This window comes from Methanoregula sp. (genome assembly GCF_028679125.1).
GTDB lineage: Archaea > Halobacteriota > Methanomicrobia > Methanomicrobiales > Methanospirillaceae > Methanoregula.
Window position 1 is genome coordinate 239,581 of the sequence record NZ_JAJRCG010000002.1, and the last position, 17,904, is coordinate 257,484.

General features: G+C 54.4%; 11 protein-coding genes. 4 read left to right on the forward strand and 7 right to left on the reverse strand.

Annotated elements, in window-relative coordinates; translation table 11 throughout:
- Positions 1 to 30 precede the first annotated feature (30 nt).
- From LUQ43_RS02805 to LUQ43_RS02820, 4 genes are all read right to left on the reverse strand, one after another.
- Positions 31 to 3,597: a PAS domain S-box protein gene (locus LUQ43_RS02805; protein ID WP_299963585.1), complete on the reverse strand. Its 3,567-nt coding sequence runs from the start codon at positions 3,595 to 3,597 to the stop codon at positions 31 to 33.
- Entirely contained in the window at positions 3,588 to 3,941 is a 354-nt protein-coding gene (locus LUQ43_RS02810; RefSeq protein ID WP_299963587.1) for a hypothetical protein, read from the reverse strand. The genes LUQ43_RS02805 and LUQ43_RS02810 overlap by 10 nt, the downstream gene beginning before the upstream one ends.
- Complete coding sequence (locus LUQ43_RS02815; protein WP_299963589.1) at positions 3,938 to 5,038, reverse strand: histidine kinase dimerization/phosphoacceptor domain -containing protein; 1,101 nt, start codon at positions 5,036 to 5,038, stop codon at positions 3,938 to 3,940. The genes LUQ43_RS02810 and LUQ43_RS02815 overlap by 4 nt, the downstream gene beginning before the upstream one ends.
- 202 nt (positions 5,039 to 5,240) lie before the next feature.
- Entirely contained in the window at positions 5,241 to 7,397 is a 2,157-nt protein-coding gene (locus LUQ43_RS02820) for a PAS domain S-box protein (protein ID WP_299963591.1), read from the reverse strand.
- A 418-nt stretch (positions 7,398 to 7,815) separates the two neighbouring features.
- Here LUQ43_RS02820 and LUQ43_RS02825 point away from each other — a divergent pair, with 418 nt between their 5' ends.
- Together LUQ43_RS02825 and LUQ43_RS02830 are read left to right on the forward strand one after the other, a co-directional pair.
- On the forward strand, positions 7,816 to 8,211 hold the full coding sequence (locus tag LUQ43_RS02825) for a YkgJ family cysteine cluster protein (RefSeq protein WP_299963593.1): 396 nt from the start codon (positions 7,816 to 7,818) through the stop codon (positions 8,209 to 8,211).
- Positions 8,212 to 8,299: 88 nt separating this feature from the next.
- Positions 8,300 to 9,241: a polyphosphate kinase 2 family protein gene (locus LUQ43_RS02830; RefSeq protein WP_299963595.1), complete on the forward strand. Its 942-nt coding sequence runs from the start codon at positions 8,300 to 8,302 to the stop codon at positions 9,239 to 9,241.
- A 39-nt stretch (positions 9,242 to 9,280) separates the two neighbouring features.
- Here LUQ43_RS02830 and LUQ43_RS02835 read toward each other — a convergent pair whose 3' ends face one another.
- Together LUQ43_RS02835 and ercA are read right to left on the reverse strand one after the other, a co-directional pair.
- Complete coding sequence (locus LUQ43_RS02835; protein ID WP_299963597.1) at positions 9,281 to 12,112, reverse strand: PAS domain S-box protein; 2,832 nt, start codon at positions 12,110 to 12,112, stop codon at positions 9,281 to 9,283.
- Complete coding sequence (gene ercA / locus LUQ43_RS02840; RefSeq protein WP_299963599.1) at positions 12,096 to 13,259, reverse strand: alcohol dehydrogenase-like regulatory protein ErcA; 1,164 nt, start codon at positions 13,257 to 13,259, stop codon at positions 12,096 to 12,098. Before ercA ends, LUQ43_RS02835 begins: the two co-directional genes overlap by 17 nt.
- Before the next feature lie 359 nt (positions 13,260 to 13,618).
- On the opposite strand from ercA, the gene LUQ43_RS02845 reads away from it, so the two are divergent.
- Positions 13,619 to 14,896 carry a response regulator gene (locus tag LUQ43_RS02845; protein ID WP_299963600.1) on the forward strand — a complete coding sequence of 426 codons (1,278 nt, stop codon included), beginning with the start codon at positions 13,619 to 13,621 and terminating at the stop codon, positions 14,894 to 14,896.
- 88 nt (positions 14,897 to 14,984) lie between these two features.
- Here LUQ43_RS02845 and LUQ43_RS02850 read toward each other — a convergent pair whose 3' ends face one another.
- Entirely contained in the window at positions 14,985 to 15,830 is an 846-nt protein-coding gene (locus tag LUQ43_RS02850; protein WP_299963602.1) for an alpha/beta fold hydrolase, read from the reverse strand.
- Positions 15,831 to 15,983: 153 nt separating this feature from the next.
- On the opposite strand from LUQ43_RS02850, the gene rbcL reads away from it, so the two are divergent.
- A complete protein-coding gene (gene rbcL, locus LUQ43_RS02855) occupies positions 15,984 to 17,276 on the forward strand; it encodes a type III ribulose-bisphosphate carboxylase (RefSeq protein WP_299963604.1) in 1,293 nt (430 codons plus the stop codon).
- The last annotated feature ends 628 nt before the right edge of the window (positions 17,277 to 17,904 follow it).

Sequence of the window (17,904 nt, forward strand, 5' to 3'; positions counted from 1 at the left end):
GAAACCGGGTGAGGATCCTGATCGTTCCGGTCATCTTTCGTTCACTCCGGATTTATCCCGCTCTGCATCCCGCGGAACCCTGATCGTAAATGTCGTCCCGTTTCTGCTGCTCGTATAGTCCGCTGTACCGCCGACCTGCCCTAAAAGGAGGTTGACGAGAGTGAACCCGATTGTGTCGGATTCAGCCGGTTTGATCCCTTCGTCAAGCCCCTGACCGTTATCGCTTACCGTCAGGATAATCCATCCGTTTCCGTCTTCTGTACCCGTGATGGTCACCGTCCCGTCCCGTCTTTCCGGGAACGCATGCCGTAATGCGTTATTCACCAGTTCGTTGGTGATGAGGGCAAGTGGTAGGGCAAGGTCGACACCCAGTTCCGGGAGATCCATGTGAATGTCGATCTGGAGGGGGTGTTCCCCCGATTCATAGGCAGATTGAAGTGAACTGACAATGGATCTGATCACATTCTGGAAGTTCACCAGGCTCATGTTATCTGAAAGGTAGAGCGTGCCGAACGTGGATGCAATTGCATCAAGCCGGGACCGGATAACAAGGATCAGGTCCCTGACCCGTTTGTCGTTTTCACGCCGGGCTTCCATCTTCATCATGCTTACTGCCATCTGCATGATGTTTCCCACCCGGTGATGGATTTCGCGCAGGAGGATCTCTTTCTCCCGAAGCAGGAGGTGGAGCTGTTCATCAGCCTGTTTTAATGCGGTGATGTCGCGGATGGATTCAATTGCGCCTGTAAGATTCCTGTCTGCATCATAGAGCGGGGTGGCCGCAAACCAGAGGTGTGCTCCCCTGCCCTTATTGAGGTGCGGGATAAAGATCTCGGAGAACCGGGTGTTGCCATCCTTTTTCATGACCGGGTATTTCGCAGCAACTGCCGGGTCATCGTGAAGGACGAGATCAATGGTGATCGGACGTCGTTCGTGGTATAACGGGAGAGCATATTCATAATTCCCTTTGCCGATCATCTGTTCTGCAGGAACCCCCGTCATCTCCTCCATTGCGTGGTTCCATGCAAGGACCACCCCGGTTTTGTCAATGACGAGGGTTGCATCCGGCAGGAAACTGATGATGTCCTTCATTGTGCGCTCGGATACCTTCAGTGCATCCTCCGCCCGTTTGCGTTCAGAGATGTCGCGGAAAATTCCTTCAACTCCCAGGGGGTTACCCGATGCATCAAAATAATAATGACTGTCTGTGGATACGGATACTACAGAGCCATCTTTACGTTTGAGACCTACCTCATAATCTTCCACAAACCCGTTTTTTTCCATCATGTCGAGCAATTGTGTCCGTTCACCGGGGTTTGCGTAGATTTGTTCCGCAATGTTCAATCCCAGCAATTCATCAGCAGAGATAACACCCAGCAACTTTGCTCCGGAGGGGCTCATCATGATGAGGTTCCCGTCCCGGTCCGAACGATAGAAGACATCCTGGATATTATCCAGGATGGTGCGGTATTTCACCTCGCTTTCACGAAGATCTTTCTCTGCCTGCTTGCGTTCGGTGATATCCATTAAAGAGGCAACCACCTGTTTCGTGCCCGGAATTTTTTCAACGGTCAGGAATATAGTGCGGATCTCTCCGGTTTTTGTAATGAACCCGAACTCGTAATGCTTCAGAGCGGCGTCCTTATTCATCTGCATCAGGAGATCCTGGGCAAGCATCCGCTCCAGATCCTCCTTGACAATAAATTCCGTCCAGTTCTTTTTTCCCTCGATCTCCTCTTTTGAATATCCTGACAGTCGCGTAAATTCGGCATTGGCAACGGATATTCTGGTATCTTCCTCGATGAGGTTGATCGCGGTCCCGGTGTTTTCCAGTATGGTCCGGTACCTGTTCTCCGATGCCCTGACAGCCTCCTCCACCCGTTTACGCTCGGTGATGTCCCGGACATGGGCAAGTACCAGACCCTGACCATGGAGGTTGAAGGTGTGTGCACTGATCTCGACATGGATCCTTTCACCATCTTTGGTAACATGAACCCCTTCAAATGTCGCATGCCCTTTTTCCATCAGGTTCTTCATATTGATGTGTATTTTCTCCCAGGTCTCCGGGGCATCAATTTCCCTTAACAACAACCGGAGGAATTCCTCACGGGTATACTTCATCCTGCGGCATGCCGTTTCGTTCACTTCGACAATTTTTTCTGGTAGTCCGTTGGGGGATATTGCTATGAGGAGGATTGAATCATTTGCGTTCTCAAACACAACCCGGAATTTCTCTTCGCTCTCTTTGAGTGCCTCCTCTGCCTGCCTTCGTTCGGTGATGTCGGTGTGCAGGCCAACGAGTCCGATGACACGGCCGTCCTGGTTCCTGATGGTGTAGGCTCTCAGGAAGATGTCCAGGATTGTCTGGTCTTTCCCAAACATCTTCACTTCGCCCTGCCAGATCCCTCCGCCTATGATCGTGTCGAACACTTCTTTTCCGATCGCTTTGTCTGCGTACACACTATCAGGCGGATTATCCCCTATATCGCCAAACAGGCGATTGAAAGATTCATTCTGATAATAATGTCTCCCTTCGGGGGTTGACATGCCGATAGCGTCAGAGGAATGCTCAACCAGGTCCTTGAATAAATGCAGTGATTCCTCCGCCATCTTGCGTCCGGTGATGTCCTGGATAGCACCGACCAAAAACCGCTGACCGGATGCATCCGTATACAAGGTAGAAGTGGAGATGATGGTGCATTTCTGCCCGTCAGGTTTGGTAATCGTTACTTCGTCTTCCCGGGTTGTCTGATTTCGGAAGACCCTTCCGGTCATATTCCCGTGGAACGCCGAATCGTCATCAGGGAAAAAATCGCGGGGGGTCCTTTCCAGAATCTCTTCCCGCGAACGTCCGATAAAAGAGCACATGCTGTCGTTCACAATGTTGAAACGGTTGTCGCGGTCAAGGACATAGACCGGGTAGGAGAGGGTATTGATGATGGCAAAAAGGTTCCTTTTGGATTCAACTTCGCGTTCGAGTACCTGTATCTTCTTTATGGCCTTCCTTTCGTCAAGGGTATGGTGGATAACGGTAGCAAAAATGAACATACCGATGACGTTAAAGACCACCATGGGGATCGCAACCGTTGTGACGACCGTGAAAAACTCTGACGGTTTTGTTACGAGAATGAGGGTGTAACAGGAGATAAGCGTCTCAGAAAGACCGATCAGGAGCACCGCAACCCACGTAGGGACGAACTGCCTTTTGTTGGCAAGATATATAATGCCGCCAAGAACGCCCGATAGGAGGGGGGCGGATAACCCGGTCCACATATAAGGTCCCCCCTGAAAAAACCTGAACAATCCCCCGATGATCCCGGCGCCAATCCCGATGTACGGTCCACAAACCATGCCCGCGGCCATGGGGCCGAGATCCCGGACATTCACGACAGCGCCATATATCGAGAGCCCGCTGATTGTCCCGAAGATCGACAATATGCCGAAAAAAACCACAAGGAGTATCTGTGTGGTCCATGCCGGGTGGTGTTCGATAACCTCATTGAAAAAACGGCTTCTCATGAAGATGGATGCAAAGACGATGATCACGCAGATGATCTCAAAGAGTGTGACCGAATACTGGATGATCGTCAGTTCCATGTCCCCTCTGGCTTCCGGATTATTATTCCGGCATGGGGAAAGACAGCCCCGGCATTCTTCTCATCCCAGTAACCGACGGTCCCCTCAACCATGCTCTCTCTAAATGTTTTCTCTATTGTATGATGTCCGGTCAGGCAATGATATTCCCGGTTGGTATAGGGCACTCTGCCATCCGTATCGATACTATTATCGCCGGTCCCGGTTGTCCCGGCCAGCATCCTGCCCGGCCCCCACTCCCCGGAACCCCGTGCATAGAACTGGAAGAGAACACCGGGAATCGTATCCGCTATCGTTCTCAGCTGCTGTCCGTTCATTGGTACATCATCTAGGGGTTTTACGGTCATGGATCTGCCTTCTCCGTTGGCTTCTGTTCCACCGGTTTGGGGAACCTGAACGTGAACTTCGTGCCTCCCGTCCTGTCGATCGCCACCGTGCCATTGAGCTGATTGGTCAGTGTGCTTACCAGCTGGAGCCCGAGCGTTGTCTGGTTCTCAAGCGTGATTTCTGGCGCCATTCCTATACCATTGTCTGCCACTACAAATGTCAGGGCAGCGGGATCTTCGGCAGCAGTGATGGAAAGTTTCCCGTCTTTCTTCTCCCCGAATGCATATTTTAAACTGTTCGTGATCAGTTCATTGCTGATGAGCCCGAGGGGAATGGCGGTGTTGGTGTCCACATAAATATCATGGATGTCGAGATCGAACCGGACACCCCGGTTTCCCTCTTCATACGAACTGAAAATCACTGTTCCCAGAGAATGGATATAATTTCCCAGGTCGATATGGGCCGAATCTTTGCCCTTATAGAGGTGTTCATGGACGAGCGCCATGGATCGCACCCGGTTCTGACTGTCTTTTAAGGCTTCAATCGTTTTGGTATCAGTTGTCTTCCGGATCTGCATGTTGAGGAGGCTTGTGATGATCTGGAGGTTGTTCTTGACCCGGTGATGGACTTCCTTGAGCAGGGTCTCTTTTTCTGCAAGAGTGGCTTTGATCTGCTCGGCCATCTTCTTACGCTCGGTGATGTCCCGGATATTGCACTGGATGACCTTCTTGTTGTCCACCAGATAGACATTACTCACGAACTCAACGGCGATGTTCCGTCTATCGGCGGTTTCAAGCGGCAGATCTTCGTACCGGATATATTCTTTCCGTTGCAGTTCTCCGAAGTTGTCTTTGTTGGCAACGATATCCTTGAAAATCCCGATCTCCCATATTTTCTTTCCCAGGAACTGTTCGTGCGAGAACCCGAGCAGGTCGATTAAAAAGGGATTTGCATCGACGATCTGCCCGGTCCCGGCATCAAGGATGAGAATGCCGTCCTGTGCCGTCTCGAAGAGCCGGCGGTACCGGGTCTCAGATGCCAGTAATAAATCCTGGGCTTTTTTCCAGTTTTTAAAGTCCCGGTCAAGAGTATCCGGTGACGTGGTTGTTGTGTCCATACTTCATCCTTCTGGCAATCTCCCGGTACCGTTTGCAGAGTTCAAGCGAGGCTGATTCATCATCAACACAAAGAACTGAGATCCAACGAACCAACTTCAGGGAATCTTGGTTTTATGATGAGTGTATGTTGCTGGCAATAAATATGTCGCCTATAATAAAAATGTGCAGAGAACCGGGATGTGCGATATACTCTCTGTTTTTTTAGGAAGAGGTATCGGTGAAGCGGTACATCCCATTCGGTACCACGATCTCGAACCGTGCCCCTTTCCCCGGTTCACCGTTCTCGGCGATGGTGATCCCGGTGATCGCGAGGATCTCGCGGGACAGGAAGAGTCCGAGGCCGGTGTGATGACCAAAACCTTTCGAGAAGAGGCGTCCCTTATCGTCTGTGGCAATGCCGGCCCCGTCATCCTCGACGACAATCAGCAATCCCTTCCCGGAATCCTGCGAGAAGATCCGGATCATGGTCATACTCTCCCCGCCATACCGGAGGGCATTATCGATCAGGTTGTAGAACACCTTCTCAAAGAGGGGGTCGGCATACACCTCGAGATCCGGTAAATGGATCCCGGTTTGCACATCCCGCATGGGCAGGGAGGCAGTTGCCCGGGTCACACAGGCCGCAACCGGCTGCCAGACCGGCGCCGTGACGCCAAGATCCTGGTACTCCTTGGTGAAGGCAATCTGGTGTTCGATCGCGTTTGCAGCCCGCTCGATCTTGAGGAGATACCCGGAGGTCTGTTCGGCATCTCCCGGGGACTCTTTTAAGAGTTCAAGGAATGCCTGTATGGAGAAGAGCTGGTTGTTGATGTCATGGCGGGTGATACTTGAGAGCAGGTTCAGCTTCTTGTTGACCTGTTTCAGTGCCTCTTCCGACCGCCGGCGTTCGGTTACGTCCTGGACGATCGAGTGAAGAAGTTTCTGTCCCCCTGACGTTATCGGCGCACTGAATACCTCGACATCCCGGACCTCCCCGCTCTTTTTCCGGTGCCGGAAGTTAAATACCAGCCCCTGGTCTTCTGCAGCCCGGGACATATTCTGCCTGATGGTGACCGGATCCGCGGTATTGATCTCCGAGATCAGCAGCCGGGAGAATTCCTCATGCGAATATCCATAGTAGCGGCTGGCTGCGGAGTTTGCATCCACGATCCTGCCGGTTGCCGGATTGACAATGAGCATGACCGCATTGTTGAGTTCGAACATGTCACGGTACCGCTTCTCGCTCTCAAAAAGCGCCACCTCTCCCCGTTTGCGATGGGTGATGTCATGGGTGATGGTCGATGCCCCGGTGATCTGGCCCTCTTCATTCTTTATCGGGGAGATTGTCAGGGATACATCAATAATCCGGCCATCTTTTGCCCTCCGTTTCGTCTCCAGGTAGTTGATGTGATCCCCGGCCCGGATCTTCTCCAGTACCCCGGGGGTTTCGTCACGTTCTCCCTCGGGAATAAGGAGGGAGATCGGTTTACCGATCATTTCTCCGGCAGTGTACCCGTAGAGTTTCTCCGCACCGGAATTCCATGAGGTGATGATCCCGTCAAGGGTCTTTCCGATGATCGCATCATTGGAGAACTCCACGATGGCTGCAAGCCGGAGGTGTTCTTCGGCCGCCCGTTTTTGCCCGGTGATATCCTCAAAGACCGCAACGAAATAATCTTTCTCCGGGGAAAAGACCGAGACCTTCAGCAACATCTTCAGCGGTAAAAAATCGATCTCGAAGGTTTCCGGCCTGCCGGTCGTTGCCACATGCCCGTACGTGTCAAAGAGGTTTGGTGTGAGTGTGCCGATATCGGGGATGACCTCCAGCACCCGCTTCCCCTTGATCCCGGAGAGGCCGGTGAGCCGTTCGAACGCGGCATTCACATCCAGGTACACCCAGTCCGCGGGCCTGCCATCCTTATCGTAGATCATCCGGCAGTAGGCAAACCCCTCCAGCATATTCTCAAAGAGCGTGCGGTATTTCCTCTCGCTCTCCTGAAGGGCAACTTTGTCTGCCGACAGGTGCTCTGAAAGGTATGCGACCACGGCTGCGACCCCGGCAAAGACAAAGAACCTGAGCCATGCCCCGATGACGACATCCGCCTCGCCACCTGAAAAAAGGTACACCAGCCAGACATAGGCAAGGGAAAGGAGCATTGCGAAAAGGAACCCGTTGTAGCGGTAGTGGTACGCGATGAGGACGATCGGGAAGTAAAACAGGTGCATGAAGATGATCGTGATGCCGTGTGACAGGCAGTAGACCGAACATATGAGAACTGCTGCAGTACTGGCGATAATGAGTGTCATCCACATGCGTTCAGAGAACGTCACGTGAGACAGGCTGCCGTATCTGTCCGGACCGGAACGGTTGTCATACATGCGGGTCATTCTCCCTCATATGATCAGATTCAGCCATGTCACTCCTTGATTTGTGTGAATCCCTCATGTGGGTTCCCGTTACGGGGACGAATCACTCAGGTTCCTTTCCAGGAGTATGTGGATACTGACATACAACACACGATCGTTTCCCGGCATCTTTTTGTTGGGTTTCAAGGGTATAATATTATTTTGCGATAGGGAAAAACCGGAACCGGGTTATGACGTACGGCCGGAATTTTCTGCGGATACCAGCGAGCCCTGCGGAATTTTTCAGGTCACGGGTGACGGGCAGATCCCGGTTTCTCCGGTATCCCGGTTATGAGCCCCCTCGCTGTTCTATACTCCAGGTTCCCGGTTCCATTCTTCCAAAACCCAATACCTAAAAATATCCGCAGTCGTATACGTATCCGGATTGTCAATGCCGGAAGAACAGGACTGTTTGCAGTGCGGGAAGTGCTGCGAGAAATGGGGGTGGGACCAGAAAGGGATACCGGAGGATCTCGTCCCATGGATCAACGGTCATCGTACGGATATCCTTCAGCACGTTTCGATAACCTTCCGGGATGGCCGACGCACGACCGGCAAAAACCTCGCTGCTGCCGATCTCCCCCGGGTCACCCGAATATATTACTGGGTCGATCCGCGAGGGAAAAAACTCACGTACTGCCCGTTCTTCTTCCGGGCAGATGACGGCAAGGTATACTGCCGGATCCACCGGGTCAAGCCGGCCGTCTGCATCGGGTTTACCCCGTGGAACGAGGGGATCCGCGACTATGCCCTGGATTGCCCGGCGTGCCGGAACAGTATGCCCTGATCCAGGACCGATCTCCGCATCATGTCTTCAGGACGGGAAAGCAAAGGTTTGATTCCGTTCAGCGTACAACACACTCCCTGAGCAGTGCATGACAACCACAATGAACCAGCTTCTGGATTCTGTCAGGGTCCCCCCGGGAAAGAAGATCGATCTCCGGAACGATTACGATCCCGGCTCGGTCGGCCAGTTCATGTCAAAGCAGGATGCCCAGGACGCCCTGTCAGCCGGCATCCAGCTCCTCGCACAGCAGCAGGACAAACTCTACGCCCAGAACACGTATGCTTTGCTCGTGATCCTGCAGGCCATGGATGCCGCTGGCAAGGACAGCACCATCAAGCACGTCATGTCGGGGGTGAACCCGCAGGGCGTACAGGTGACCAGTTTCAAGGTGCCGAGCATCGAGGAACTCGATCACGACTATCTCTGGCGGTGCAGCGCTGTCCTTCCCAAGCGCGGCAATATCGGGATCTTCAACCGCTCCTATTACGAGGAAGTCCTCGTACCCCGCGTGCACCCGGAATACCTGGAGCGCCAGCAGCTGCCCCCTGTCCTGAATGACCGGGACATCTGGGACCGGCGGTTCCGGGAGATCAACAACTTCGAGCGCTACCTTTTTGACAATGGCATCGTTGTCCTGAAATTGTTCCTGAACATCTCAAAAGAGGAACAGAAGCGCCGGTTCATCGGCCGGGTGGACGAGCCGGACAAGAACTGGAAGTTCTCGGCAGCCGACATCCGCGAGCGGGCCTGCTGGGACCAGTACATGGATGCATACGAGGAGATGTTCAACCATACCAGCACCCCGTATGCCCCGTGGTATATCATCCCTGCTGATCACAAGTGGTTCACCCGGCTGGCAGTCATCTCCGCCATCTACGAAACCCTCGACCGTCTCCATCTTGCGTACCCGAAGGTCACAAAAGAGCAGAAAGAGGCATTGCTCGTGGCAAAAGCTGAGATGGAGAAGGAGAACGGGGATGCGGCAGGCGAAAAAAAGAAAGCCGGAAAGAGACGCGGGAAAAATACCTGATTTTTTCCCCGTGTCCGGCAGTGCCGGTATCAAGCCCGACTATTTCTCTTCGACAAACCGGTAAGCGCCTTTTGGCACAACCATCTCGAACCGGGCACCTTTCCCGGGTTCGCCGGTCTCGCGTATCGTAATATCGGTAATGGACAGGATCTCCCGTGCCAGGAAGAGGCCAAGGCCGGTATTCTTCCCGTACCCCCGTTCGAAGATCTTCAGTTTCTCATCAGACGGGATGCCGATCCCGTTATCCTCCAGGGAAAGGATGAGTCCTTCGCCGGTTACTTCATACTCCATCGCGATTGCCGATACATGCTGGCCGTGGAGGAAGACATTCTCGACCATGTTGAAGAAAACTTTTTCCAGGAGCGGGTCGGCATAGATCTCCAGGCCGCCGACCTGAATGTTCCGCGCTACTTTCAGCGAGTCCAGGTGAGAGATGGCATAGAGGAACACCTGGTTGACTCCCTGCCAGCGTGAGGGGTTGATCCCCATGTCCTGGTAGTTCCTGGCAAAGTTCAGCGAACTGACGATCTTATGGATGAGGAATGCCTCTTTCTCGGCGTACGTACGGGATTTTTCATCCATAATCGTGTTGTTTGCCAGCTGCAGGTATGCAGAGAGGGCAAAGATGGTGCTCTGGATATCCTGGAATATTACCGTGTTCAGGAGCCCCAGTTTTTTCCGGGCCTGCTCCAGTGCCTTCTCTGCCATCCTGCGTTCGGTGATATCACGGGCAATGGCAAGGATGCGGGGTTCCATCTCCCCGCGTTCATTGACCGCTTCAATCCTGCGGAGCCGGATATTAACCGGGAACTCCCCGCCATTCTTCCTCCGGCACTCCCAGTCGAATTCAGCCTGTCCCGTCTCCAGTGCAGATTTCAGGTAAGCGCTCGCCATCTCAAGCGTATATCCCGTGCCACTCGTGACCGTGGGGTTCACGACAATCGCCTCTTCCCGGGTCAGGCCAAACGCGGTGAGGACATTCTCGTTCACATCGATGATGTGACCATCCGCCGCGTGGACAAAGATGAGATCCGGCGATCCCCTGTATACCGCTTCAAGGTGGTTTTTGGCGCTCCGGAGTTCTTCATCGGCCCGTTTCCGTTCGGTAATGTCCTCAAAGATAACACAGATCCGATCCGGTGTCTCCTGCGGGCGGTACGCGTTGCAGTGGTAGAATCCTTTCGTGGGGTCGTGGTACATCTCGAAGGTTCGTGGTACCCCGGTCAGGGCAACCTCCCGGAATACGTCCAGCCAGCTCTTCTCCGTTGTCGGCCAGACTTCGAAGACATCCCTGCCCTGCACGTCCTCCAGGTTCACTCCCGCTATATGTGCATAGCTGTCATTGAAGTACCCGAACCGGAAACTGACATAATTCCCCTGTTCGTCAAACACCGATTCCCAGATGATGAACGCGTTGATCATGCTTTTTAGGATCAGCTGGAGTTCGGTCGAGACCTTCCGGAGCGATTCCTCCCGGTTGCTGAGTTCCGCGTAATTATCCTGTAGTTCCCGGTTCTTCTTCTCCAGTTCGCGCTCCACAGCAACCCGCTCGGATATATCGACAAGTGAGGCAATGCTCTGCGTTGTGCCGGGGAACATCGCAACATAGTTGAGGCAGTGTTTTTTTGTCCCGAACCGGTCAATGAACCGGAACTCGTACTCCTGAGGGGCAGGTTTCTGACTCTCCCGTCGGTCATCATGGTATTTCTTCATGCGTTCAAGATCTTCCGGTACAACAAACTCGGTCCAGCGGTGTTTTCCTTCGAGTTCCCCGACTGAAAATCCTGACAGCCGGGCAAAACCCTCGTTTGCCCGGATGATGGTCGTATCTTTCCCGAGAATGACGGATCCTGACCCGGTGGTATCGAACACCGTCCGGTAAAATATCTCGGATTCCCTCAGTGCCTGTTCTGTCTTCCGCCGCTCCGAGATGTCACGGCACAGGGTGAGTATCCGTACGGCACTCCCGTACTGCACGACCGTGGCATTGATCTCAACGGGGGTTATGGCGCCCAGGGAGTTTATGTAATCGATCTCAAAATTCCGGAGGACCCCCTCGCGGATGCATTGCTCCAGAGCCAGGGCATTCTTCTCCCGCTCGTATTCCGCAGTCCATTCCAGGACGCTCCTTCCGATGATCTCCGCAGGTTCGGTATGTCCCGAGATCTGGACATATTTCTGGTTGGCATCCACGACCCTGCCGTTTGTGTCCCCAATGACAAAACCGGTGTCCGTGGTCTCAACCAGGGTCCGGTACCGCTCTTCGCTCTCGTGCAGGGCAGTCTCTGCGGTCTTTTGTGCGGTGATGTCCCGGAAGGAGATCTGGACTGCAGGTGCCCCGTTCCATGTTGCCGGCGATGCAACAATATCCACATCGAAAGCAGTCCCGTCCTCGTGAAGGAAGATCTCGTGGCGGGGAAGCTGGATTGAGGTGAGTGCATGGGAAGATCGTTCCGTCACGATCTGCCGGAAATCCGGGTGAGTCACCTGAAGAATGGATCTCCCCAGCAGGCTGCCGGGATCGGCACAACCGATCAGCTTTGCAGCGGTCCGGTTCGCAAAGACAATCACCTTGTCCTGGTGGATCATAACTCCGTCGAACGTATTCTCGACAAGGTTCCGGTACTTCTCCTCGCTCTCCCTCAGCTCCTGTTCCTGGCGGCTGAGGGTATCGTAATTCTCCCTCAGTTCCTCTTCACTGGAAGCCAGTTGTTCGTAGGCAGCGTGGAGTTCGTCGTTCTTCTTCTCCAGTTCGGCAACCATCTCCCGCAGTTCGGGATAGTAACTCTTGCGGAGCGAGGACTCTCCAAGACCGATGATCTTGTTCCGCTGCTCCTGCCAGTCCGGCATGTCATCAGAGTGCTTCTTCATAGATCCGTTCGATGTCTTTCTGGCTTGGCTGTCGCGGGTTGGTTGCCATACAGGGATCGCGCAGGGCATTCTGTGCAAGGGTCGGGATATCCTCCCGGGTTACTCCCAGGTTCCCGAGCGAATCCGTTATGCCCAGGGTTTCCCGCAGGGTCCTGATGCCGTCAATGATCTTTTCCTTTTTCTCCGTATGGCCAAGAGCGGAGAGGTCAGTTCCCAGGGCCTGCCCGATTGCCTCGTACCGGCCCGGGCATGCCGGGAAATTAAAGGCCATGACATGTTCGAGCAGCAGGGCGTTGCATTCCCCGTGCGGAAGATCCGAGAACCCGCCAAGGCTGTGCGCCATGGCATGGACGGCTCCGAGGCTGGCATTGGAGAAGGCAAGACCGGCACAGAGGCTGCCGAGCATGGTCTGGTACCGGAGCTCAATGTTTTTGGGTGTCCGGTATGCCGAAAGAAGACTCGACTGTATCAGCCGGATGGATTCGATGGCGTGGATATCCGTTACCGGGGAACTGGCATTGGAGACATATGCTTCCACGCTGTGCGTGAGGGCATCCATGCCGGTATGGGCGGTCAGTTCCGGTGTGAGGGTGGTGAGGGGCAGGGGATCGATCAGGGCAATGTCCGGCACGATCTTCTTACTGATGATGGTGATTTTCACGTTCCGATCCGTGTTGTTGATGATGGCGAACTGCGAGACCTCGGCGCCCGTTCCCGCGGTGGTCGGGATACAGATAAGGGGAGGGGAGGGGACGGTAATCCTGTCTACGCCTTCGTAATCAGAGATATGTTTCCCGTTTGAGGAGACGATCCCGATCCCCTTGGCGCAGTCAATTGCACTGCCCCCGCCAATGGCAACGATCGCATCGCAGGCCGCCTCTGCGTAGATGTTTGCCCCCTCCATGACTTCTGTATCCCGCGGGTTTGGCGTGACCGAAGAAAAGATCGTGGATGCTATCCCCGCGTCGCCAAGGCTGCCGGTTACGTCACTGAACCAGCTGTTCCGGGCGATATTGGGGTCGGTTACTACAAGGACATGCTGTGAGCTGAAATTTTTCGCATACCTGCCGGCAAGGAGGCGTGCATCGGCGCCGATGATAAATTCCGGTGCAACGAATTTCCGCAGCTCAAGATTGTCCCTGTTCATACACTATTCCCGCACTACAAGTAAGTCTATAGACGGTATGATCATATTTTAAGATTTGGAATGATCCCCTAACGGCGGTGAAGCGTTTCTCTGTCGTGAAACGATACTAACATGGGGCACCCGCGAATGGTCCGGTAACCGGAAACGGAGGATCGCCCCGGAAAACAGGTTTGTCCATGCAGGTTTTCCCGGGCTTTGATTCCTTCACCAGGATCCCCGGTCATAATACCCTTAATCACCTTTTGCACAATAATACTGTAGGAGCAATATTATCGGGAAATACATCATACACAGAGTATTCCACCCGGGGCACTCCACAATTTCGGGTCGAGTCCGGATAATCAGGTGTGTGTGGGTACGTGACAGCAACAATTCTTATCGTTGATGACAGTACGTTCATTGTCGAAGGGCTTACTGCTCTCTTCAGGAAGAGCTACCGCGTTCTCCCGTGCTCCGGCGGCGATGAGTGTATTTCTCTCCTCAGGACCGAGAAACCCGATGTCATCGTCCTCGACATCCTGATGGAGCCCATGGACGGCTGGGAGACCCTTGCACGGATCAAGGAGAATCCTGCAACACAGTATATCCCCGTCATCATGTTCTCAGCGAAAAAGATCAGTCCCGAAGAGGCCGAGGCCCACCGGGACTGGATCGATGATTTTCTCATAAAACCTGTCAATCCCCGCGAACTGCTCGCTGCTATTGAGAAGATCCTCAGACACGAGCTGCAGAATAAATCCGTTCTTTACCACTGGTCAAAGGCCGGGGTCCCCCGTGAGAAGATCGATGAATACCTGATGTTGTCATCGAATCTTGAGGTTGATGTGAGCCTGCTGGCGCTTATGAAAAAGCAGGTGGATCACTTCGTTGTTCCGCCAGCACGGTATGAGGACCTGACCTCATCTGTTGCACTACTCGGCGGCCGGGTGGATGCCGGGCGTGCTGCGATCGATGCATTCTTCCGCGAGACCGGGCTCGTCCTTCCTCCGGAGACGATGGTTCCCGAAACCGGTGAACCTGCACCTGGAGACCCTGCCTTGCATGATGTACCGGATTCTGTTGCGGTACCCGCAGGGACGCCTGAAGTGATAAAGTCGGTTTCCCCCCTCCCGGTAACACCCCCCGCATCTCAAAGCACGGGAACTGCGGATGATATTCCAACGCCCCTTCCGAACCAACCGTGTGCCGGTTCCGATGCTCCGGATCGGAAAGCGGAAGAACCGGTGGATCAACCAGACGTGCGTACGGGTGACCTGCCAAGAGCCGTTGATGCACCGGCATGCTCTGGCGGTATACCTGACGCCAGTACGATTGTCCCCCCGGCCATGGTTCAGGAATCACTTGAGCTGCCGCCCGATGAACATGGCAGTATGGGTTGTATCTCTATTCCCTCCTATGCAGGTCCCATGACCCTGCAAAACTCTTCCGGGCTCGATCACCTCTTTGAACCGGAGTCCGTCCCGGAAACACCCGTTGCGGTAAATCCGGTTCATCGCTCTCATCAACCGGCAGCTCATTCCGGATCCCTGGATCCTGTCTGTGAAAATGCACCTGTGCAGGCAGCCCCCCGTACCGGAGGTTTTTTCTCACGGATTATTACCGTTATTATGTCCCTTTTCGGCCGGGTAAGCAAATAATCCGGCGCCGTCTGCCCGGGACCTGACCGGTATGACGGGTGGAACATCCCGGGATTTTTTTCCCCTGTCATTGCCGAAGGGGTATTGTTCAGGACTGATGGGAACCGGGTGATGATTCCCGGGCCGGCTGGGTGAGGTAGCGGAGGACGCGATCCATGATCACGGGGTTCCGGGGCAGGTTGATGTGGCAGTACTGTCCCGGCAACGGGAACCCTTCCCCCTGTTCTTCAGCCCTGATGCGGTCAAGGGTGATTCCGGGAAGGGCTGATTCCCCGTGCGGCACGAGCCCGTCGCCATCGAATGTTGTCCGGTACTTCCCGTCCGTTGTCTGCTCCCAGGTCCGGCCCCCGAAACGGGGGAAGAAATCCGGGATCTCGCCGGGATTTCCGGTGACAATGATGCGATAGGTGATATCCGGCCGGATACCTGCGGTGCGGAGATCGTGCATGACCTGGCTCTTTGGCCGCACGTCCTGCACGATCCGGTCGTTTGCGGGATCAAATCCCTGCGGGACAAAGACGCCGGTCAACCGGTTGATGATCTCTTCGCCACGGACCGGATCGCAGAAGAGATCCGCCATCGCCGACCCGTTGTTGGGCGGGCCAAGCCCGATGAGCTGCCGCACTTTTTCCCGGCGGGATTCCTTGTCCATGACCTCAAGATAGTAGCGTGCAACGCAGGTGCCGATCGAATGGCAGACAATGTCAACGGTGCCGGAATATCCTTCCCGGTCCCGCATGGTAGCGATATACTCCCCGAATGCTTCGGCAATGGCAGGGATTGACTCCGCGGCCATGCCGGTATGATCGAATTTCCAGACCGGTATCGATGCGTTCTCCAGCAGGGGAGTGAGTTTGTTCCAGATACCGGGATGGCTGTGCCACCCGTGCACGAGAACTGCCGGGATCCTGTCGTTGGTAGTGTTTTCTGTCATGATCCGTACGTGACTGACGGCCGCGCATCGTCACGGCATACCCGGTGTTCTCCGTGCGTTCTGCTGTACAGGGCACGGGAATGATGCCGTTCGCGGGTACCTATTGTACACCTTTTTTACCCAAGATAACATTTACTCATTACAGGAACAGCTATGGCAATTGACTGGTACAAAGAATTTGTCGACCTGAAGTACGAGCCGGCAAAGGACGAACTCATCTGTCTTTATTATTTCGAACCCGCCGCCGGCGTCAGCGGGAAGGAAGCCGCAGGACGGATCGCGTCCGAGAGTTCTACGGGTACCTGGACAACCCTGCACACGATGCCCCCGCGGATGAAGGCACTCCAGGCAACCGCGTTCGATATCGAAGGCAACGTGGTGAAGATCGCGTATCCGCTCGATCTCTGGGAGGAAGGCAATGCCGTCCAGCTGATGAGCGGGATCGCCGGTAATATTTTCGGTATGAAAGCCGTGAAGAACCTGCGGCTGATCGATGCAACCCTGCCTCAGGCATACCTGAAACACTTCAAAGGCCCGCACTTTGGCAACGAGGGGATCCGGAAGATGATGAATGTCCGGGGCCGGCCGCTGACCGGTGCCGTGCCCAAGCCCAAGATAGGGTTCTCGGCAAAGGAGCATGCGGAGGTCGGGTACGAGACCTGGATGGGCGGCTTTGATTTCGTCAAGGACGACGAGAACCTGACCTCTGTCTCGTTCAACCGGTTCGAGGACCGGGTGAAGTACATGACTAAGTTCCGCGACAAGGCGGAGCAGGAGACCGGCGAGAAGAAGTCCGCGTTCCTGAACATCACGGCCGATGTCGAGACCATGAAGAAGCGGGCCGACATCCTGGCGGCAAACAACTGGACCTACGCAATGATCGATGTGGTTGTCGCGGGAACTGCAAGCGTCATGACCATGCGGGACTACTGTTCGGATCTCGGCCTCGCTATCCACGCTCACCGGGCCATGCACGCGGCGTTCGACCGGAACAAGAAGCACGGCGTGAGCATGCAGTTCCTCGCCAAACTGATGCGTCTTGTCGGCGTCTCGCAGATCCATACCGGTACTGCGGTCGGGAAGCTGACCGGTTCCCGGCGGGAATCCATTGCGCTGGCGAACCTGCTGCGCGAAAAGACGACTGCACCGCTCGAGGGCATGCTGCTGGAGCAGGACTGGGGGAAGATCAAGACCGCCTTCCCGGTTTCGTCCGGTGGCCTGCACCCCGGCCTTGTGCCGGACGTGATGGACATCTATGGCACCGAGATGATCCTGCTCGTATCGGGGGGTATCCACGGCCACCCGAAGGGCACCCGCGCCGGCGCTCAGGCAACCATGCAGGCCCTCGAGGCATGGCAGGAAGGCGTCACGCTTGAAGAGAAGGCGAAGACGGCGGTGGCGCTGAAGGAAGCGCTCGGGAAGTGGGGGCACTATAAGCCGGTGTGAGGGTTACAGGGCGTTACTTTCTTTTCTCTTTTTTCAGCCACACTTTTTGAGCGGAACCGGCTCGTAAATCCATCATGATTCACTCCTCCCTTTCGGCAGGGAGTTGGTGCGACGCATCATCGGGTTGTGCTGGGGCAGGTTCCTGTACGGTTGTGCCGGTCCCCCGCCGTGTCTCGGAGTGGCCCTGATGCGGGCGTTGCCTGTTTATGGGGGTATGGGTGCATTTGCCCCCATCGTGTTTTATGCGATAAAAAGATTCAATCGATTGTGTATATCGTGCACATGAGAACCAAATCAGATCCGTTTACCATTTCACGACCAGACCCTGCATAAAAAATTTTGAACAGGGTCTGGTTGATCCGCTCAGTCAGATCATACAGGGTCCGTGGGGGTGCCCGGAAAATTTCAAGCAAGGTCCGGCAAAAAAATTTCATGCAGGGTCTGCTGAAAATTTTTCAATCAAGGTCTGCTCAAAGAATTTTGAGCAGGGTCTGGTTGTTTTTAAAAAAATTCTTCGGCGGAGACAATTATTTCATTTTTTGTTCAGGCAGATCTGTTTATCTTTTTGTAGCCAGGGTCTGCTAAAAATTTTTCATGCAAAGTCCGGTTGAAAAATTTCATGCAGGGT

What these genes read in the sequence shown, in the direction of transcription:
- LUQ43_RS02805 (WP_299963585.1), bottom strand. Translation starts at nt 3,597, where the DNA reads ATGGAACTGACGATCATCCAGTATTCGGTCACACTCTTTGAGATCATC.
- LUQ43_RS02820 (WP_299963591.1), bottom strand. Translation starts at nt 7,397, where the DNA reads ATGTATGACAACCGTTCCGGTCCGGACAGATACGGCAGCCTGTCTCAC.
- LUQ43_RS02815 (WP_299963589.1), bottom strand. Translation starts at nt 5,038, where the DNA reads ATGGACACAACAACCACGTCACCGGATACTCTTGACCGGGACTTTAAA.
- LUQ43_RS02830 (WP_299963595.1), top strand. Translation starts at nt 8,300, where the DNA reads ATGACAACCACAATGAACCAGCTTCTGGATTCTGTCAGGGTCCCCCCG.
- LUQ43_RS02850 (WP_299963602.1), bottom strand. Translation starts at nt 15,830, where the DNA reads ATGACAGAAAACACTACCAACGACAGGATCCCGGCAGTTCTCGTGCAC.
- LUQ43_RS02825 (WP_299963593.1), top strand. Translation starts at nt 7,816, where the DNA reads ATGCCGGAAGAACAGGACTGTTTGCAGTGCGGGAAGTGCTGCGAGAAA.
- LUQ43_RS02810 (WP_299963587.1), bottom strand. Translation starts at nt 3,941, where the DNA reads ATGACCGTAAAACCCCTAGATGATGTACCAATGAACGGACAGCAGCTG.
- ercA (WP_299963599.1), bottom strand. Translation starts at nt 13,259, where the DNA reads ATGAACAGGGACAATCTTGAGCTGCGGAAATTCGTTGCACCGGAATTT.
- rbcL (WP_299963604.1), top strand. Translation starts at nt 15,984, where the DNA reads ATGGCAATTGACTGGTACAAAGAATTTGTCGACCTGAAGTACGAGCCG.
- LUQ43_RS02835 (WP_299963597.1), bottom strand. Translation starts at nt 12,112, where the DNA reads ATGAAGAAGCACTCTGATGACATGCCGGACTGGCAGGAGCAGCGGAAC.